Genomic DNA, 14345 nt, shown 5'->3' with positions numbered 1-14345 from the left:
GGTGGGAGACTTCCACTATCTTGGCTGGGCATCAAAAGTCCCGATCATACCTGCATTAAGGGAAGCTGCGAAAGCCGCATTCCCCGAGAAAACCGACCATGGTTGAAAACAACGAACTGCGTAAAGCCGGCCTGAAGGTCACCTTGCCTCGGGTCAAGATCCTCCAGATGCTCGACTCCACCGAGCAACGCCACATGAGCGCGGAGGACGTTTACAAGGCCCTGATGGAAGCCGGCGAAGATGTCGGTCTGGCCACTGTCTACCGGGTCCTGACCCAGTTCGAAGCTGCGGGCCTGGTAGTGCGCCACAACTTCGATGGCGGCCACGCTGTGTTCGAACTGGCCGATAGCGGCCACCACGATCACATGGTGTGCGTCGATTCCGGTGAAGTGATCGAATTCTTCGATCCGGAAATCGAGAAGCGCCAGAAGGAAATCGTCAAGGAGCGCGGCTACGAGCTGGTTGACCACAACCTGGTGCTCTACATCCGCAAGAAGAAGTAAGCGCTTCGCGCAAAAGAAAAGGCGACCTGTGGGTCGCCTTTTTCGTTTGGGCCGGATCAGCCCTGGGCGCTGGTCACCATCTTCCTGGCGTGGGCCAGGGATTCCTCGGTGAGGTCGACGCCGCCCAGCATGCGTGCGATTTCCTCGATGCGAGGTGCTTCCTGCAGCTTGGCCACGGCGGTGCGGGTTTCCTGCGTGCCACGTTCCTTGTGCACGAAGAGATGGTGGTGACCCTGCGCGGCCACCTGGGGCAGGTGGGTGACGGTGAGTACCTGGCCACGTTGACCGAGGCGGCGCAGCAACTGGCCGACCACTTCGGCGGTGGGGCCGCCGATACCCACGTCCACTTCGTCGAACACCAGCGTGGGAACGCGTGAGGTCTGGGCGGTGATCACCTGGATGGCCAGGCTGATGCGGGACAGCTCGCCGCCCGAAGCGACCTTGGCCAGTGCCTTGAGCGGCTGACCCGGGTTGGCGCTGACCAGGAATTCGACCTGTTCCAGGCCATTCTGCTGCGGTTCGTCGATCTGGCTGGCATGCAGCTGGATGCTGAATCGCCCACCGGGCATGCCCAGTCGCTGCATTTCGGTTTCTACCGAGCCTGCCAGGCGGTCAGACGCTTCGCCGCGCAGCCGGCTCAGCTCGGCAGCCTTTTCCCGGTAGTGGCGTTCATAGGCGGCCAGTTCCTCGGTCAGGCGCTCAACCGCTTCGTCATCGGCGTTGAGGGCTTCCAGTTCATCCAGTAGGTGCTGCTGCAGTTCCGCCAGCTCGTTTGGTTGCACCCGGTGCTTGCGCGCCAGGGTGTAGATGGTGTCGAGGCGCTCTTCGAGTGCCTGCTGGCGTTCGGGGTCGGCGTCGAAATGGTCGAGGAAGCGGTTAAGCTCACCCATGGCTTCTTCGACCTGGATCTGCGCGCTGGACAGCAGGTTGACCGCTTCAGCCAGCGCGCCGGGCTGGGTATGGAAGGCGGTCAGTCGGTTGAGGCTGGAGGTGAGTGCGCTGAGCACGTTGCCGGCATCGCTCTCGCTGCAGAAGTCGATCACCTGGCGGCAGGCGGCCAGCAGGCTTTCGGCGTTGGCCAGGTTCTTGTGTTCCTGTTCAAGCTGCTCCAGCTCGTTGTCGCCGAGGGCAAGGTTCTCCAGTTCGTCCAGCTGGTAGCTGAGCAACTGGTGGCGCGCGCGCTGCTCGTCGCCAGCGCGGGAGAGGCGCTCCAGCTCCTGGCGGGTTTGCCGCCAGCGTTGTGCGGCTAGCTGTACCTGGCGAGCGAGGTCGCTGGCGCCGGCGAATTCGTCCAGGAGGCGGCGATGGGTGTCGGCCTTGAGCAGGGATTGGTGTTCGTGCTGGCTGTGGATGTCGATCAGCAGCTCGCCCAGGTTCTTGAGGTCGCCCTGGGGGCAGGGGCTGCCATTTATATAGGCGCGCGACCGGCCTTCGGCGGTGATGACGCGGCGCAGGATGCAGGGGCCGTCGTTGTCCAGGTCGCGCTCGGCCAGCCAGGCTCGGGCTTCGGGAATGTCGCTGATGTCGAAGCTGGCGAGGATGTCGGCCTTGTCGGCGCCGGGACGCACCACTCCACTGTCGGCGCGATCGCCCAGTGTGAGTCCGAGAGCGTCGAGCATGATCGACTTGCCGGCTCCGGTTTCGCCGGTGATCACGGACATGCCGCCCTCGAGCTCCAGGTCCAGGTGCTCGACGATGGCGTAGTTATGGATCGACAGGTGTACCAGCATGGTGCGACTCCCGCGCTGAGATGGCTGGGTATTTATACAGTGTTTGTTTTCTGGCTGACAATCGTCCCTCCCCCTTGAAGCGACAAATTGCGACCCCATATAGGCGGACATATCAGCGGGTCTTTGCCCGCAGCTGTCTTTATGAGGAGGAAGGCATGGCCGACGAACAGACCCTGGAAAACCAGACCCCCGAAGCGAATTCCGCTGCCGAAACCGCATCCGGTGAAGATCTCGCCGCTCGCGTACAGGTGCTGGAAGAGCAACTGGCCGCGGCCCAGGATCAGTCGCTGCGCGTTGCCGCCGAGCTGCAGAACATCCGCCGCCGCGCCGAGCAGGATGTGGAGAAGGCGCACAAGTTCGCTCTGGAAAAATTCGCCAACGACCTGCTGCCGGTGGTCGATAGCCTGGAGCGCGGCCTGGAACTGTCCAGCTCCACCGACGAGACCATCAAGCCGGTGCGCGAGGGCATGGAACTGACCCTCAAGCTGTTCCACGACACCCTCAAGCGCTATCAGCTGGAAGCCGTTGATCCGCATGGCGCGCCCTTCAATCCCGAGCACCACCAGGCCATGGCCATGGAAGAAAGCACCCATGTCGAGCCGGGCAGCGTGCTGAAGGTGTTCCAGAAGGGCTACCTGCTCAACGGTCGTCTGCTGCGCCCCGCCATGGTGGTGGTCAGCAAGGCGCCGAGTGCCACTCCGCCGTCGATTGACGAGCAGGCTTGAAATCCGGCCTCGGGCCCCCATCTGTTAGTTCAAGCGTTTATGTGCTGCCGCGGCCCGTGAAGCGAGGTCGCGGAGAATTCAAAGTTTCGGGAGAGAGAATATGGGCAAAATCATTGGTATCGACCTGGGGACCACCAACTCTTGCGTGGCCATCCTGGAAAACGGCAGCGTCAAGGTGATCGAGAACGCCGAAGGCGCTCGCACCACGCCGTCCATCATCGCCTACACCAACGACGGTGAGACCCTGGTCGGCCAGTCCGCCAAGCGTCAGGCGGTCACCAACCCGCAGAACACCCTGTACGCCGTAAAGCGCCTGATCGGTCGCCGCTTCGAAGAAGACGTCGTGCAGAAAGACATCAAGATGGTTCCCTACAAGATCGCCAAGGCCGACAACGGTGACGCCTGGGTGGAAGTGAAGGGCCAGAAGATGGCGCCGCCGCAAATCTCCGCGGAAGTGCTGAAGAAAATGAAGAAGACCGCCGAAGACTACCTCGGCGAGCCGGTAACCGAAGCGGTGATCACCGTTCCGGCCTACTTCAACGACAGCCAGCGCCAGGCTACCAAGGACGCCGGCCGCATCGCCGGTCTGGACGTCAAGCGCATCATCAACGAGCCGACCGCAGCTGCGCTGGCCTACGGCATGGACAAGGCCAAGGGCGACCACACCGTCATCGTGTATGACCTGGGTGGCGGTACCTTCGACGTGTCGGTAATCGAGATCGCCGAAGTCGACGGTGAGCACCAGTTCGAAGTACTGGCCACCAACGGTGACACCTTCCTGGGTGGTGAAGACTTCGACCTGCGCCTGATCGACTACCTCGTTGACGAGTTCAAGAAAGAATCCGGCATGGACCTGAAGGGCGATCCCCTGGCCATGCAGCGCCTGAAGGAAGCCGCCGAGAAGGCCAAGATCGAGCTCTCCTCCGCTCAGCAGACCGACGTCAACCTGCCGTACATCACTGCAGATCAGACCGGTCCGAAGCACCTGAACGTGAAGATTTCCCGCGCCAAGCTGGAAGCCCTGGTGGAAGACCTGGTCGCTCGTACCATCGAGCCTTGCCGCATCGCCCTGAAGGACGCCGGCCTGGACGTATCCGACATTCAGGAAGTGATCCTGGTTGGTGGTCAGACCCGCATGCCGCTGGTGCAGAAGCAAGTCGCTGACTTCTTCGGCAAGGAGCCGCGCAAGGACGTGAACCCGGACGAAGCCGTCGCTATCGGTGCTGCCATCCAGGGCGCCGTACTCGCCGGTGACGTGAAGGACGTTCTGCTGCTCGACGTTTCCCCGCTGACCCTCGGCATCGAAACCCTGGGTGGCGTGATGACCGCGCTGATCGAGAAGAACACCACCATCCCGACCAAGAAGTCGCAGGTGTTCTCCACCGCTGACGACAACCAGTCCGCCGTGACCATTCACGTGCTGCAGGGTGAGCGCAAGCAGGCTGCCCAGAACAAGTCCCTGGGCAAGTTCGACCTGGCCGAGATTCCGCCGGCTCCGCGTGGCGTACCGCAGATCGAAGTGACTTTCGACATCGACGCCAACGGCATCCTGCACGTCGGCGCGAAGGACAAGGCCACCGGCAAGCAGCAGTCCATCGTGATCAAGGCCAACTCCGGCCTGTCCGAGGAAGAGATCCAGCAGATGGTGCGTGATGCCGAGGCCAACGCCGAGGAAGACCGCAAGTTCGAAGAGCTGGCGGCTGCCCGTAACCAGGGTGACGCGCTGGTCCACGCTACTCGCAAGATGATCACCGAGGCTGGCGACAAGGCCACCGCCGAGGAGAAGGCAGCCATCGAGAAAGTGCTGGGCGAGCTGGAAGTAGCCGTGAAGGGCGACGACAAGGCCGAGATCGAAGCCAAGATGAACGCCCTGTCCCAGGCTTCCGCTCCGCTGGCGCAGAAGATGTACGCCGATCAGGCTCAGGCTGGTGAGCAGCCGCAGGCCTCCAATGCGGACAAGGCTGGCGACGATGCCGTCGACGCTGAGTTCGAAGAGGTCAAGGAAAACAAGTAAGTGTCACGCTTGCTTCCGTCCCGGTGTGCGGGGCTAGACGCCCCGTACGCCTGATCCGCCACGCGGGAGCTTGCTCCCGCGTTGGCGTGTCTGGGGCTGGTGAATTCGAGAGTGCAGGAAACTATGGCTAAACGTGACTTTTACGAAATCCTCGGTGTCGAGCGCGGCGCCAGCGAGGCTGAGCTGAAGAAGGCTTATCGCCGGCTGGCGATGAAGCACCACCCGGACCGTAATCCGGGGGACAAGGAGTCCGAAGAGAAATTCAAAGAGGCCAACGAGGCCTACGAGATCCTGTCCGATGCCAGCAAGCGCGCGGCATACGATCAGTACGGCCACGCCGGCGTCGATCCGCAGATGGGTGCGGGCGCTGGAGCCGGCTTCGGTGGCGCCAGCTTCTCCGACATTTTCGGCGACGTGTTCAGCGATTTCTTCGGTGGTCAGCGTGGCGGCCAGCGCGGCGGCCCGCAGCGCGGCAGCGACTTGCGCTACACCCTTGAGCTGAACCTCGAAGAAGCCGTGCGTGGCACTACCGTGACCATCCGCGTGCCGACCCTGGTCAATTGCAAGACCTGCGAAGGCTCGGGTGCCAAGAAGGGCACCAGCCCGGTCACCTGTACCACCTGCGGTGGTATCGGCCAGGTGCGCATGCAGCAGGGCTTCTTCTCGGTGCAGCAGACCTGCCCGCGCTGCCACGGCAGCGGCAAGATGATCAGCGATCCGTGCGGCAGCTGCCATGGCCAGGGCCGTGTGGAAGAGCACAAGACCCTGTCGGTGAAGGTACCGGCCGGCGTCGATACCGGCGACCGTATCCGCCTCTCCGGCGAAGGTGAAGCGGGTGCCCTGGGTGGTCCGTCCGGTGACCTCTACGTGGTGGTCAACGTGCGCGAGCACCCGATCTTCCAGCGCGATGGCAAGCACCTCTATTGCGAAGTGCCGATCAGCTTCGCGGACGCCGCCCTGGGTGGCGAGCTGGAAGTGCCGACCCTGGACGGCCGGGTCAAGCTGAAGATTCCGGAAGCGACCCAGACCGGCAAGCTCTTCCGCCTGCGTGGCAAGGGCGTGGCCCCGGTACGTGGCGGTGGTGCGGGTGACCTGATGTGCCGCGTGGTGGTGGAAACCCCGGTCAATCTGGACAAGCGCCAGCGCGAGCTGCTCGACGAGTTCCGCAAGACGCTGCAGAACGATGGCTCCCATTCGCCCAAGGCCAGCAGCTGGTTCGAGGGCATGAAGCGCTTCTTCGGCGATCTCTAACGACGAGCTGGATGCCGCTGCCGGGCCATTTCCGTTCCGGTGCCGGTGTCCAGCTCCAGGCTTCCAGCTTGGAGCTTTTTTATGCGACGTATTGCTGTGATGGGCGCCGCCGGGCGCATGGGCAAGAACCTGATCGAGGCAGTGCAGCAGGCACAGGGCGCCGGACTGACCGCCGCCATCGATCGTCCGGACAGCACCCTGGTTGGCGCTGATGCCGGTGAGCTGGCAGCGCTGGGCCGTATTGGCGTGCCGCTGTCGGGTGATCTGGCGAAGGTGGTCGACGAGTTCGACGTGCTGATCGACTTCACTCATCCCTCGGTGACCCTGAAGAACCTGGAAGTCTGCCGTCAGGCCGGCAAGGCCATGGTGATCGGCACCACCGGATTCTCCGCCGAAGAGAAGGCTCTGCTGGCGGCTGCCGCCAAAGAGATCCCGATCGTTTTCGCGGCTAACTTCAGCGTCGGCGTGAACCTTTGCCTCAAGCTGCTGGATACCGCCGCCCGCGTGCTGGGCGACGAGGTGGACATCGAGATCATCGAGGCCCACCACCGCCACAAGGTGGACGCGCCGTCCGGTACTGCGCTGCGCATGGGTGAAGTGGTGGCTGACGCGCTGGGTCGTGATCTGTCCAAGGTCGCTGTCTATGGTCGCGAAGGCCAGACCGGTGCCCGCGCCCGCGAAACCATCGGCTTCGCCACTGTACGCGCCGGCGACGTGGTGGGTGATCACACCGTGCTGTTCGCCGCCGATGGTGAGCGCGTGGAAATCACCCACAAGGCCTCCAGCCGCATGACTTTCGCCCGTGGCGCTGTGCGTGCAGCGCTCTGGCTGGATGGTCAGGAAGCGGGCCTGTACGACATGCAGGATGTGCTCGGTCTGCGCTGATGCGTGATCGCCGGTCTGCCAAATGGGATGTCTTTCTGGTGGACCGAAATGACGCATTCCTGTAAACTGCAGCTTTAGTGTGTCCACTAAAAGTTACGCAGAAATGGCTCAGATAAGAAAGCGGGGTGACGGTAACAACGTCATCCCGCTTTTTTACAACCTGCGTTTGCTTCAGCCTTAGATCTACGGGAGGTCTTCTTGACTAAGCCAGCCATACTCGCGCTTGCCGACGGCAGCATTTTTCGCGGCGAAGCCATTGGGGCCGATGGCCATACCATCGGCGAGGTAGTGTTCAACACTGCCATGACCGGCTATCAGGAAATCCTTACCGATCCTTCCTATGCCCAGCAAATCGTTACCCTCACCTATCCGCACATCGGCAACACCGGCACCACGCCGGAAGACGCCGAGTCCAACCGCGTATGGGCAGCCGGCCTGATCATTCGTGATCTGCCGCTGCTGGCGTGCAACTGGCGTAACAAGCAGTCGCTGCCGGATTACCTGAAAGAGCACGGCACCGTCGCCATCGCCGGCATCGATACCCGCCGCCTGACCCGCATCCTGCGTGAAAAGGGCTCCCAGAACGGCTGCATCCTGGCTGGCGACGACGCCACCGAGGAAAAAGCCCTCGAACTGGCTCGCAGCTTCCCTGGCCTGAAGGGCATGGACCTGGCCAAGGTCGTGTCCTCCACCGAGAAGTACGAGTGGCGTTCCGGCGTGTGGAGCCTGGAAACCGACAGCCATCCGGAAATCCCGGCTGCCGATCTGCCGTACCACGTGGTCGCGTATGACTTCGGCGTGAAGCTGAACATCCTGCGCATGCTGGTTGCTCGCGGCTGCCGCCTGACCGTGGTGCCGGCGCAGACTCCGGCCAGTGAAGTGCTTGCCCTGAACCCGGACGGCATCTTCCTCTCCAACGGCCCTGGCGACCCCGAGCCGTGCGATTACGCCATCCAGGCAATCCGCGAGTTCCTCGATACCGAGATTCCGGTATTCGGCATCTGCCTCGGCCACCAGCTGCTGGCCCTGGCCTCCGGTGCCAAGACCGTGAAGATGGGTCATGGCCACCATGGCGCCAACCACCCGGTGCAGGACCTGGATTCCGGCGTGGTGATGATCACCAGTCAGAACCACGGTTTCGCCGTGGACGAATCGACCCTGCCGACCAACCTGCGTGCGACCCATAAGTCGCTGTTCGACGGCACCCTGCAGGGCATCGAGCGTACCGACAAGGTGGCCTTCAGCTTCCAGGGGCACCCGGAAGCCAGCCCAGGTCCGCACGACGTGGCTCCGCTGTTCGACCGCTTCATCGCGGCGATGGCCGAGCGCCGCTGAGATCGCGGAAGGGCTTGCGAAGATGATGCCGACCCTCGGGATCACCGACCTCTGGACCTACGTCCTGGGTACGCTGTTCATCGTCCTGCTGCCGGGGCCGAACTCGCTGTTCGTGCTCGCCACCGCCGCCCAGCGCGGCGTGGGCGCCGGCTACCGGGCGGCCAGCGCGGTGTTCCTCGGCGATGCGATCCTGATGCTGCTGTCGGCGTTGGGGATCGCCTCGCTGCTCAAGGCCGAACTCATGCTGTTCCTCGGCCTGAAGTACGTCGGCGCCGCCTACCTGTTCTATCTGGGTATCGGCATGCTCCGGGGTGGTTGGCAGAAGTTGCGCCAACCGGTCGAGCAGGCTGTCCCGGCACAGGAAATGGACGTCAACCAGCCGTTCCGCAAGGCGCTGCTGCTGAGCCTGTCCAATCCCAAGGCGATCCTCTTCTTCGTGTCCTTCTTCATCCAGTTCGTCGACCCGGGATACGCCTACCCCGGCCTGTCGTTCCTGGTACTGGGCGCGATCCTCGAAGTCATCAGCGCCCTTTACCTGAGTTTCCTGATTTTTTCCGGTGTGCGCCTGGCGGCCTGGTTCCGCCGGCGGCAACGGCTGGCTGCCGGCGCTTCCAGCGGCGTCGGCGCCCTGTTCGTCGGCTTTGGCGTGAAGCTGGCCACCGCAACCCTGTCCTGATTATTGCAACGAGAGTCCCATGCCCAAGCGTACAGACATCAAGAGCATCCTGATCCTCGGTGCCGGCCCCATCGTCATTGGCCAGGCCTGCGAGTTCGACTACTCCGGCGCCCAGGCTTGCAAAGCCCTGAAGGAAGAAGGCTTCCGCGTCATCCTGGTGAACTCCAACCCGGCCACCATCATGACCGACCCGGCCATGGCCGACGCCACCTACATCGAGCCGATCAAGTGGGCGACCGTCGCCAAGATCATCGAGAAGGAGCGCCCCGACGCCCTGCTGCCCACCATGGGTGGCCAGACCGCGCTGAACTGCGCCCTCGACCTGGAACGCCACGGCGTACTGGCCAAGTTCGGTGTGGAAATGATCGGCGCCAACGCCGACACCATCGACAAGGCTGAAGACCGCTCGCGCTTCGACAAGGCCATGAAGTCCATCGGCCTGGCATGCCCACGCTCCGGCATCGCCCACAGCATGGAAGAGTCCTACGGCGTCCTGGAAAAGGTCGGCTTCCCCTGCATCATCCGTCCGTCCTTCACCATGGGCGGCACCGGTGGCGGCATCGCCTACAACCGCGAAGAGTTCGAAGAAATCTGCGCCCGCGGCCTGGACCTGTCGCCGACCAACGAGCTGCTGATCGACGAATCCCTGATCGGCTGGAAGGAATACGAGATGGAGGTTGTCCGCGACAAGAAGGACAACTGCATCATCGTCTGCTCCATCGAGAACTTCGACCCGATGGGCGTGCACACTGGTGACTCCATCACCGTCGCTCCGGCCCAGACGCTGACCGACAAGGAATACCAGATCATGCGCAACGCCTCCCTGGCGGTGCTGCGTGAGATCGGCGTGGAAACCGGCGGTTCCAACGTGCAGTTCGGCATCTGCCCGAACACCGGCCGCATGGTCGTGATCGAGATGAACCCGCGCGTATCGCGTTCCTCGGCCCTGGCCTCCAAGGCTACCGGCTTCCCGATCGCCAAGATCGCTGCCAAGCTGGCCGTCGGCTACACCCTCGATGAGCTGCAGAACGACATCACCGGCGGTCGCACCCCGGCGTCCTTCGAGCCGGCCATCGACTACGTGGTGACCAAGGTTCCGCGCTTCGCCTTCGAGAAATTCCCGAAAGCTGACGCCCGCCTGACCACCCAGATGAAATCCGTGGGTGAAGTGATGGCCATCGGTCGTACCTTCCAGGAGTCGGTGCAGAAAGCCCTGCGCGGCCTGGAAGTGGGCGTTGCCGGCTTCGATCCCAAGCTGGACCTGAACGACCCGGAAGCCGAAGGCATCCTGAAGCGCGAGCTGACCGTTCCGGGCGCCGAGCGTATCTGGTACGTGGCTGATGCCTTCCGCGCTGGCAAGAGCATCGAAGAAGTATTCGACCTGACTCGCATCGACGAGTGGTTCCTGGTGCAGATCGAGGACCTCATCAAGGATGAGGAGAAGGTCAAGACCCTCGGCCTGTCCGGCATCGACGCCGACCTGATGCGCAAGCTCAAGCGCAAGGGCTTCTCCGATTCCCGCCTGGCCAAGCTCCTCGGCGTTACCGAGAAGAATCTGCGCAGCCATCGCCACAAGCTGAAGGTCCTGCCGGTCTTCAAGCGCGTGGACACCTGCGCCGCCGAATTCGCCACCGACACCGCCTACATGTACTCGACCTACGAGGAAGAGTGCGAGGCCAACCCGTCGTCCCGCGACAAGATCATGATCCTCGGCGGTGGCCCCAACCGTATCGGCCAGGGCATCGAGTTCGACTACTGCTGCGTACACGCCGCGCTGGCCATGCGTGAAGACGGTTACGAGACCATCATGGTCAACTGCAACCCGGAAACCGTCTCCACCGACTACGACACGTCCGACCGTCTGTACTTCGAGCCGGTGACCCTGGAAGACGTGCTGGAAATCGTCCGCGTCGAGCAGCCCAAGGGCGTCATCGTCCAGTATGGCGGCCAGACTCCGCTGAAACTCTGCCGCGCCCTGGAAGAGGCCGGTGTACCGATCATCGGCACCAGCCCTGACGCCATCGACCGCGCAGAAGACCGCGAGCGCTTCCAGCAGATGGTCCAGCGCCTGAACCTGCGCCAGCCGGCCAACGCCACCGCGCGCAGCGAAGACGAAGCCCTGGCCCTGTCGAAGAACATCGGTTACCCGATGGTGGTGCGCCCGTCCTACGTACTGGGCGGCCGCGCGATGGAAATCGTCTACCAGGAAGAAGAGCTCAAGCGCTACATGCGCGAGGCCGTGAAGGTTTCCAACGACAGCCCGGTGCTGCTGGACCGCTTCCTGAACTGCGCCATCGAAGTCGACATCGATGCAGTCTGCGACGGCGAAACCGTCGTGATCGGCGCGATCATGCAGCACATCGAGCAGGCTGGCGTGCACTCCGGTGACTCCGCCTGCTCGCTGCCGCCGTACTCGCTGCCGCAGCACATCCAGGACGAGATCCGTGACCAGGTCAAGAAGATGGCCCTGGAACTCGGCGTGGTCGGCCTGATGAACGTCCAGATGGCCGTTCAGGGCGAAGACATCTACGTGATCGAGGTGAACCCGCGCGCGTCCCGTACCGTGCCGTTCGTCTCCAAGTGCATTGGCGAATCCCTGGCCAAGGTTGCTGCCCGCGTGATGGCTGGCAAGAGCCTCAAGGAAATCGACTTCACCAAGGAAATCATTCCGCCGTTCTTCAGCGTCAAGGAAGCGGTGTTCCCCTTCGCCAAGTTCCCGGGCGTCGACCCGATCCTCGGCCCGGAAATGAAGTCCACCGGTGAAGTGATGGGTGTCGGCGACACCTTCGGCGAAGCCTTCGCGAAGGCGCAGTTGGGTGCCAGCGAGATTCTGCCGAACTCGGGTTGTGCATTCATCAGCGTGCGCGAAGATGACAAGCCGGAAGCCGTTCAGGTCGCACGTGATCTGGTCGCGCTGGGCTTCGAAGTCGTTGCCACTGCCGGTACCGCCAAGGTGATCGAGGCCGCTGGTCTGCCGGTACGCCGCGTGAACAAGGTGACTGAAGGTCGTCCGCATGTCGTTGACATGATCAAGAACGATGAGGTTACCCTGATCATCAACACCACCGAGGGGCGTCAGTCGATTGCTGACTCCTACTCGATTCGTCGTAACGCCCTGCAGCACAAGATCTACTGCACCACCACCATCGCGGCTGGTCAGGCGGTCTGTGAAGCGCTCAAGTTCGGTCCCGAGAAGACCGTGCGCCGCTTGCAGGATCTCCATGCAGGAATCAAGGCATGAATAAGTACCCCATGACTGTCCAGGGCGCTCGCGCCCTGGAAGAGGAGCTGGCTCATCTGACCAAAGTGATGCGCCCGCAACTGAGTCAGGCCATCGGCGAAGCGCGTGAGCTGGGCGATCTCAAGGAAAACGCTGAGTACCATGCGGCGCGCGAGCAACAGGGCATGGTCGAGGCGCGTATCCGTGATATCGAAGGCCGCCTGCAGAATTCGGTGGTCATCGATGTCACCAGCATCGCCCATACCGGCAAGGTGATTTTCGGCACCACGGTGGATATCGCCAACGTCGAAACCGACGAAGCCGTTACCTACCAGATCGTTGGCGACGACGAAGCCGACATCAAGAAAGGCAAGCTGTCGGTCAGCTCTCCCATCGCCCGTGCCCTGGTGGGCAAGGAAGAAGGGGACGTGGTGACCGTCAAGACTCCGAGCGGCATCGTCGAGTACGAGATTGTCGAAGTCCGCCACGTCTAAGCGTTCACCCTTTCGGGCCGGCGCCATCGCTTGGCAGCTGGCCCAGACCTTCTGGGTTGGCGGCCTCTGGCTGCTGCACTTCGTCATGCTGCCAGCGCTGGGCCGTATAGGTCTGGCGCCGATGCTGGTGGAGGAGGTGGCTTCCAGCCTCCGGCCGTTGATGGTTGCCTTTGCCGGCTTCTGTGCGCTGCTCCAGGCCCTGCTGCTGATTCAGCATGCGGGGCTTGCACGTCTCTGGCGTGACGCGCGCGCGCAGCTACTGGCCGCTGTGATCGGCCTGGTGGTGGTGTTCCTGCTGGTTCGCTTCTGGATGCCGGAGGCGTTGTACTGGCTGAACTTCAGCTATTTGTTGCTGGCCTTCTGCGGCCTGCTGCTGGTTATTCAGCCCTTGCCGGCGAAGCTGGCGGAGGGCCGGGCGCGCTGAGCGCGCGCCCTTGGCGGGAGGCTCAGAGACCGCTGAAGCGGCTGATGTTGGAGAGATTGCGGTTCGGCTTCGGATTGCGGCGATAGACCAGTGCCATCTTGCCGATGACCTGGACCAGTTCGCAGTTGCCGGCGGCGCAGAGCTCGTCGATCAGGGCGCGGCGATCATCACGCTCGATGATGCGGAACTGGACCTTGATCAGTTCGTGATCGTTCAGCGCGCGATCAAGCTCGGCCAGCACACCTTCGGTGAGGCCGTTTTCAGCCACCGTCAATACCGGTTTCAGGTGATGACCGATAGATTTGTATTGCTTCTTGTGCTCCGGTGAGAGCGCCATAATCAGACCCCTGCGAAAAAAGGCTGCTAGTTTACCCGAGTGATTCCGGGGCGCACAGCCGAACACGAGGTATACCGTGGCCCGTTCCAAGAGTAGCCAGCAATGGCTGCGAAGACATATCGACGACCCGTACGTCAAACAGGCGCAGAAGGACGGTTATCGTTCCCGCGCCAGCTACAAGCTGCTCGAAATTCAGGAGAAGGACCGCATCCTGCGGCCCGGCATGACCGTCGTCGACCTCGGCGCGGCGCCAGGCGGCTGGTCCCAGGTAACTAGCCGGGTGATCGGTGATCGCGGCCGGTTGATCGCTTCCGACATCCTGGAAATGGATAGCATTCCTGATGTGACCTTCATTCAGGGCGACTTCACCGATGATGAAGTCCTCACACGCATTCTCGAGGCGATCGGTGACAACCCGGTAGACCTTGTGATTTCCGATATGGCCCCCAATATGAGTGGCGTAAGGGCCTCCGATCAGCCGCGCTCGATGTTTCTCTGCGAGCTGGCGCTGGACCTGGCGGGCCGTACGCTGCGTCCGGGTGGCGATTTTCTGATCAAGATATTCCAGGGCGAAGGTTTCGACGTCTACCACAAGCAAGTGCGCGAGATGTTCGACAAGGTGCAGATGCGCAAACCGCTTTCGTCGCGTGACAGCTCCCGGGAGCAATACCTGCTCGCGCGTGGCTTCCGCGGGGAATAGACTGCAACGGGGACCTGACTCGTCGGTCCCCTTCTGCAGGAGCTGGACACT

Annotated in this window: 13 protein-coding genes; 11 read left to right on the top strand and 2 right to left on the bottom strand. The window is 62.6% G+C overall.

Annotation, left to right across the window (positions count from 1 at the left end):
- Positions 1-98: 98 nt before the first annotated feature.
- Positions 99-503: a ferric iron uptake transcriptional regulator gene (gene fur / locus E8E91_RS09090; RefSeq protein WP_120654496.1), complete on the top strand. Its 405-nt coding sequence runs from the start codon at positions 99-101 to the stop codon at positions 501-503.
- Positions 504-559: 56 nt separating this feature from the next.
- Here the strand turns inward: fur and recN are convergent, their stop codons facing one another.
- Complete coding sequence (gene recN / locus E8E91_RS09085) at positions 560-2233, bottom strand: DNA repair protein RecN (protein WP_280375470.1); 1674 nt, start codon at positions 2231-2233, stop codon at positions 560-562.
- 155 nt (positions 2234-2388) lie between these two features.
- Between recN and grpE the strand changes: the two genes are divergently transcribed.
- From grpE to E8E91_RS09040, 9 genes are all read left to right on the top strand, one after another.
- Positions 2389-2958 carry a nucleotide exchange factor GrpE gene (gene grpE, locus E8E91_RS09080; protein WP_280375469.1) on the top strand — a complete coding sequence of 190 codons (570 nt, stop codon included), beginning with the start codon at positions 2389-2391 and terminating at the stop codon, positions 2956-2958.
- A 100-nt stretch (positions 2959-3058) separates the two neighbouring features.
- Entirely contained in the window at positions 3059-4972 is a 1914-nt protein-coding gene (gene dnaK, locus E8E91_RS09075) for a molecular chaperone DnaK (RefSeq protein WP_280375468.1), read from the top strand.
- A gap of 123 nt (positions 4973-5095) precedes the next feature.
- On the top strand, positions 5096-6223 hold the full coding sequence (gene dnaJ, locus E8E91_RS09070; protein WP_280375467.1) for a molecular chaperone DnaJ: 1128 nt from the start codon (positions 5096-5098) through the stop codon (positions 6221-6223).
- A gap of 81 nt (positions 6224-6304) precedes the next feature.
- A complete protein-coding gene (dapB, locus tag E8E91_RS09065) occupies positions 6305-7108 on the top strand; it encodes a 4-hydroxy-tetrahydrodipicolinate reductase (RefSeq protein ID WP_271470891.1) in 804 nt (267 codons plus the stop codon).
- Between the two features lie 198 nt (positions 7109-7306).
- Entirely contained in the window at positions 7307-8443 is a 1137-nt protein-coding gene (gene carA / locus E8E91_RS09060) for a glutamine-hydrolyzing carbamoyl-phosphate synthase small subunit (RefSeq protein WP_280375466.1), read from the top strand.
- A 25-nt stretch (positions 8444-8468) separates the two neighbouring features.
- Positions 8469-9119 carry a leucine efflux protein LeuE gene (gene leuE / locus E8E91_RS09055; protein ID WP_280375499.1) on the top strand — a complete coding sequence of 217 codons (651 nt, stop codon included), beginning with the start codon at positions 8469-8471 and terminating at the stop codon, positions 9117-9119.
- Positions 9120-9138: 19 nt separating this feature from the next.
- Positions 9139-12360: a carbamoyl-phosphate synthase large subunit gene (gene carB, locus E8E91_RS09050; protein WP_280375465.1), complete on the top strand. Its 3222-nt coding sequence runs from the start codon at positions 9139-9141 to the stop codon at positions 12358-12360.
- On the top strand, positions 12357-12833 hold the full coding sequence (greA, locus tag E8E91_RS09045) for a transcription elongation factor GreA (protein ID WP_016494781.1): 477 nt from the start codon (positions 12357-12359) through the stop codon (positions 12831-12833). Before carB ends, greA begins: the two co-directional genes overlap by 4 nt.
- The gene (locus tag E8E91_RS09040; RefSeq protein ID WP_280375464.1) at positions 12811-13257 is read left to right on the top strand and encodes a DUF4149 domain-containing protein; all 447 of its coding nucleotides are present in this window, start codon (positions 12811-12813) and stop codon (positions 13255-13257) included. The genes greA and E8E91_RS09040 overlap by 23 nt, the downstream gene beginning before the upstream one ends.
- Before the next feature lie 22 nt (positions 13258-13279).
- On the opposite strand, the gene E8E91_RS09035 is transcribed toward E8E91_RS09040, so the two are convergent.
- Complete coding sequence (locus E8E91_RS09035) at positions 13280-13594, bottom strand: YhbY family RNA-binding protein (protein WP_280364993.1); 315 nt, start codon at positions 13592-13594, stop codon at positions 13280-13282.
- Positions 13595-13670: 76 nt separating this feature from the next.
- Here E8E91_RS09035 and rlmE point away from each other — a divergent pair, with 76 nt between their 5' ends.
- Positions 13671-14294: a 23S rRNA (uridine(2552)-2'-O)-methyltransferase RlmE gene (gene rlmE / locus E8E91_RS09030; RefSeq protein WP_179057725.1), complete on the top strand. Its 624-nt coding sequence runs from the start codon at positions 13671-13673 to the stop codon at positions 14292-14294.
- The last annotated feature ends 51 nt before the right edge of the window (positions 14295-14345 follow it).

The organism is Pseudomonas sp. BN515, from assembly GCF_029873155.1.
In the GTDB taxonomy this organism is placed as follows: Bacteria; Pseudomonadota; Gammaproteobacteria; order Pseudomonadales; family Pseudomonadaceae; genus Metapseudomonas.
This window is presented reverse-complemented; position numbering and strand designations above follow the sequence as displayed.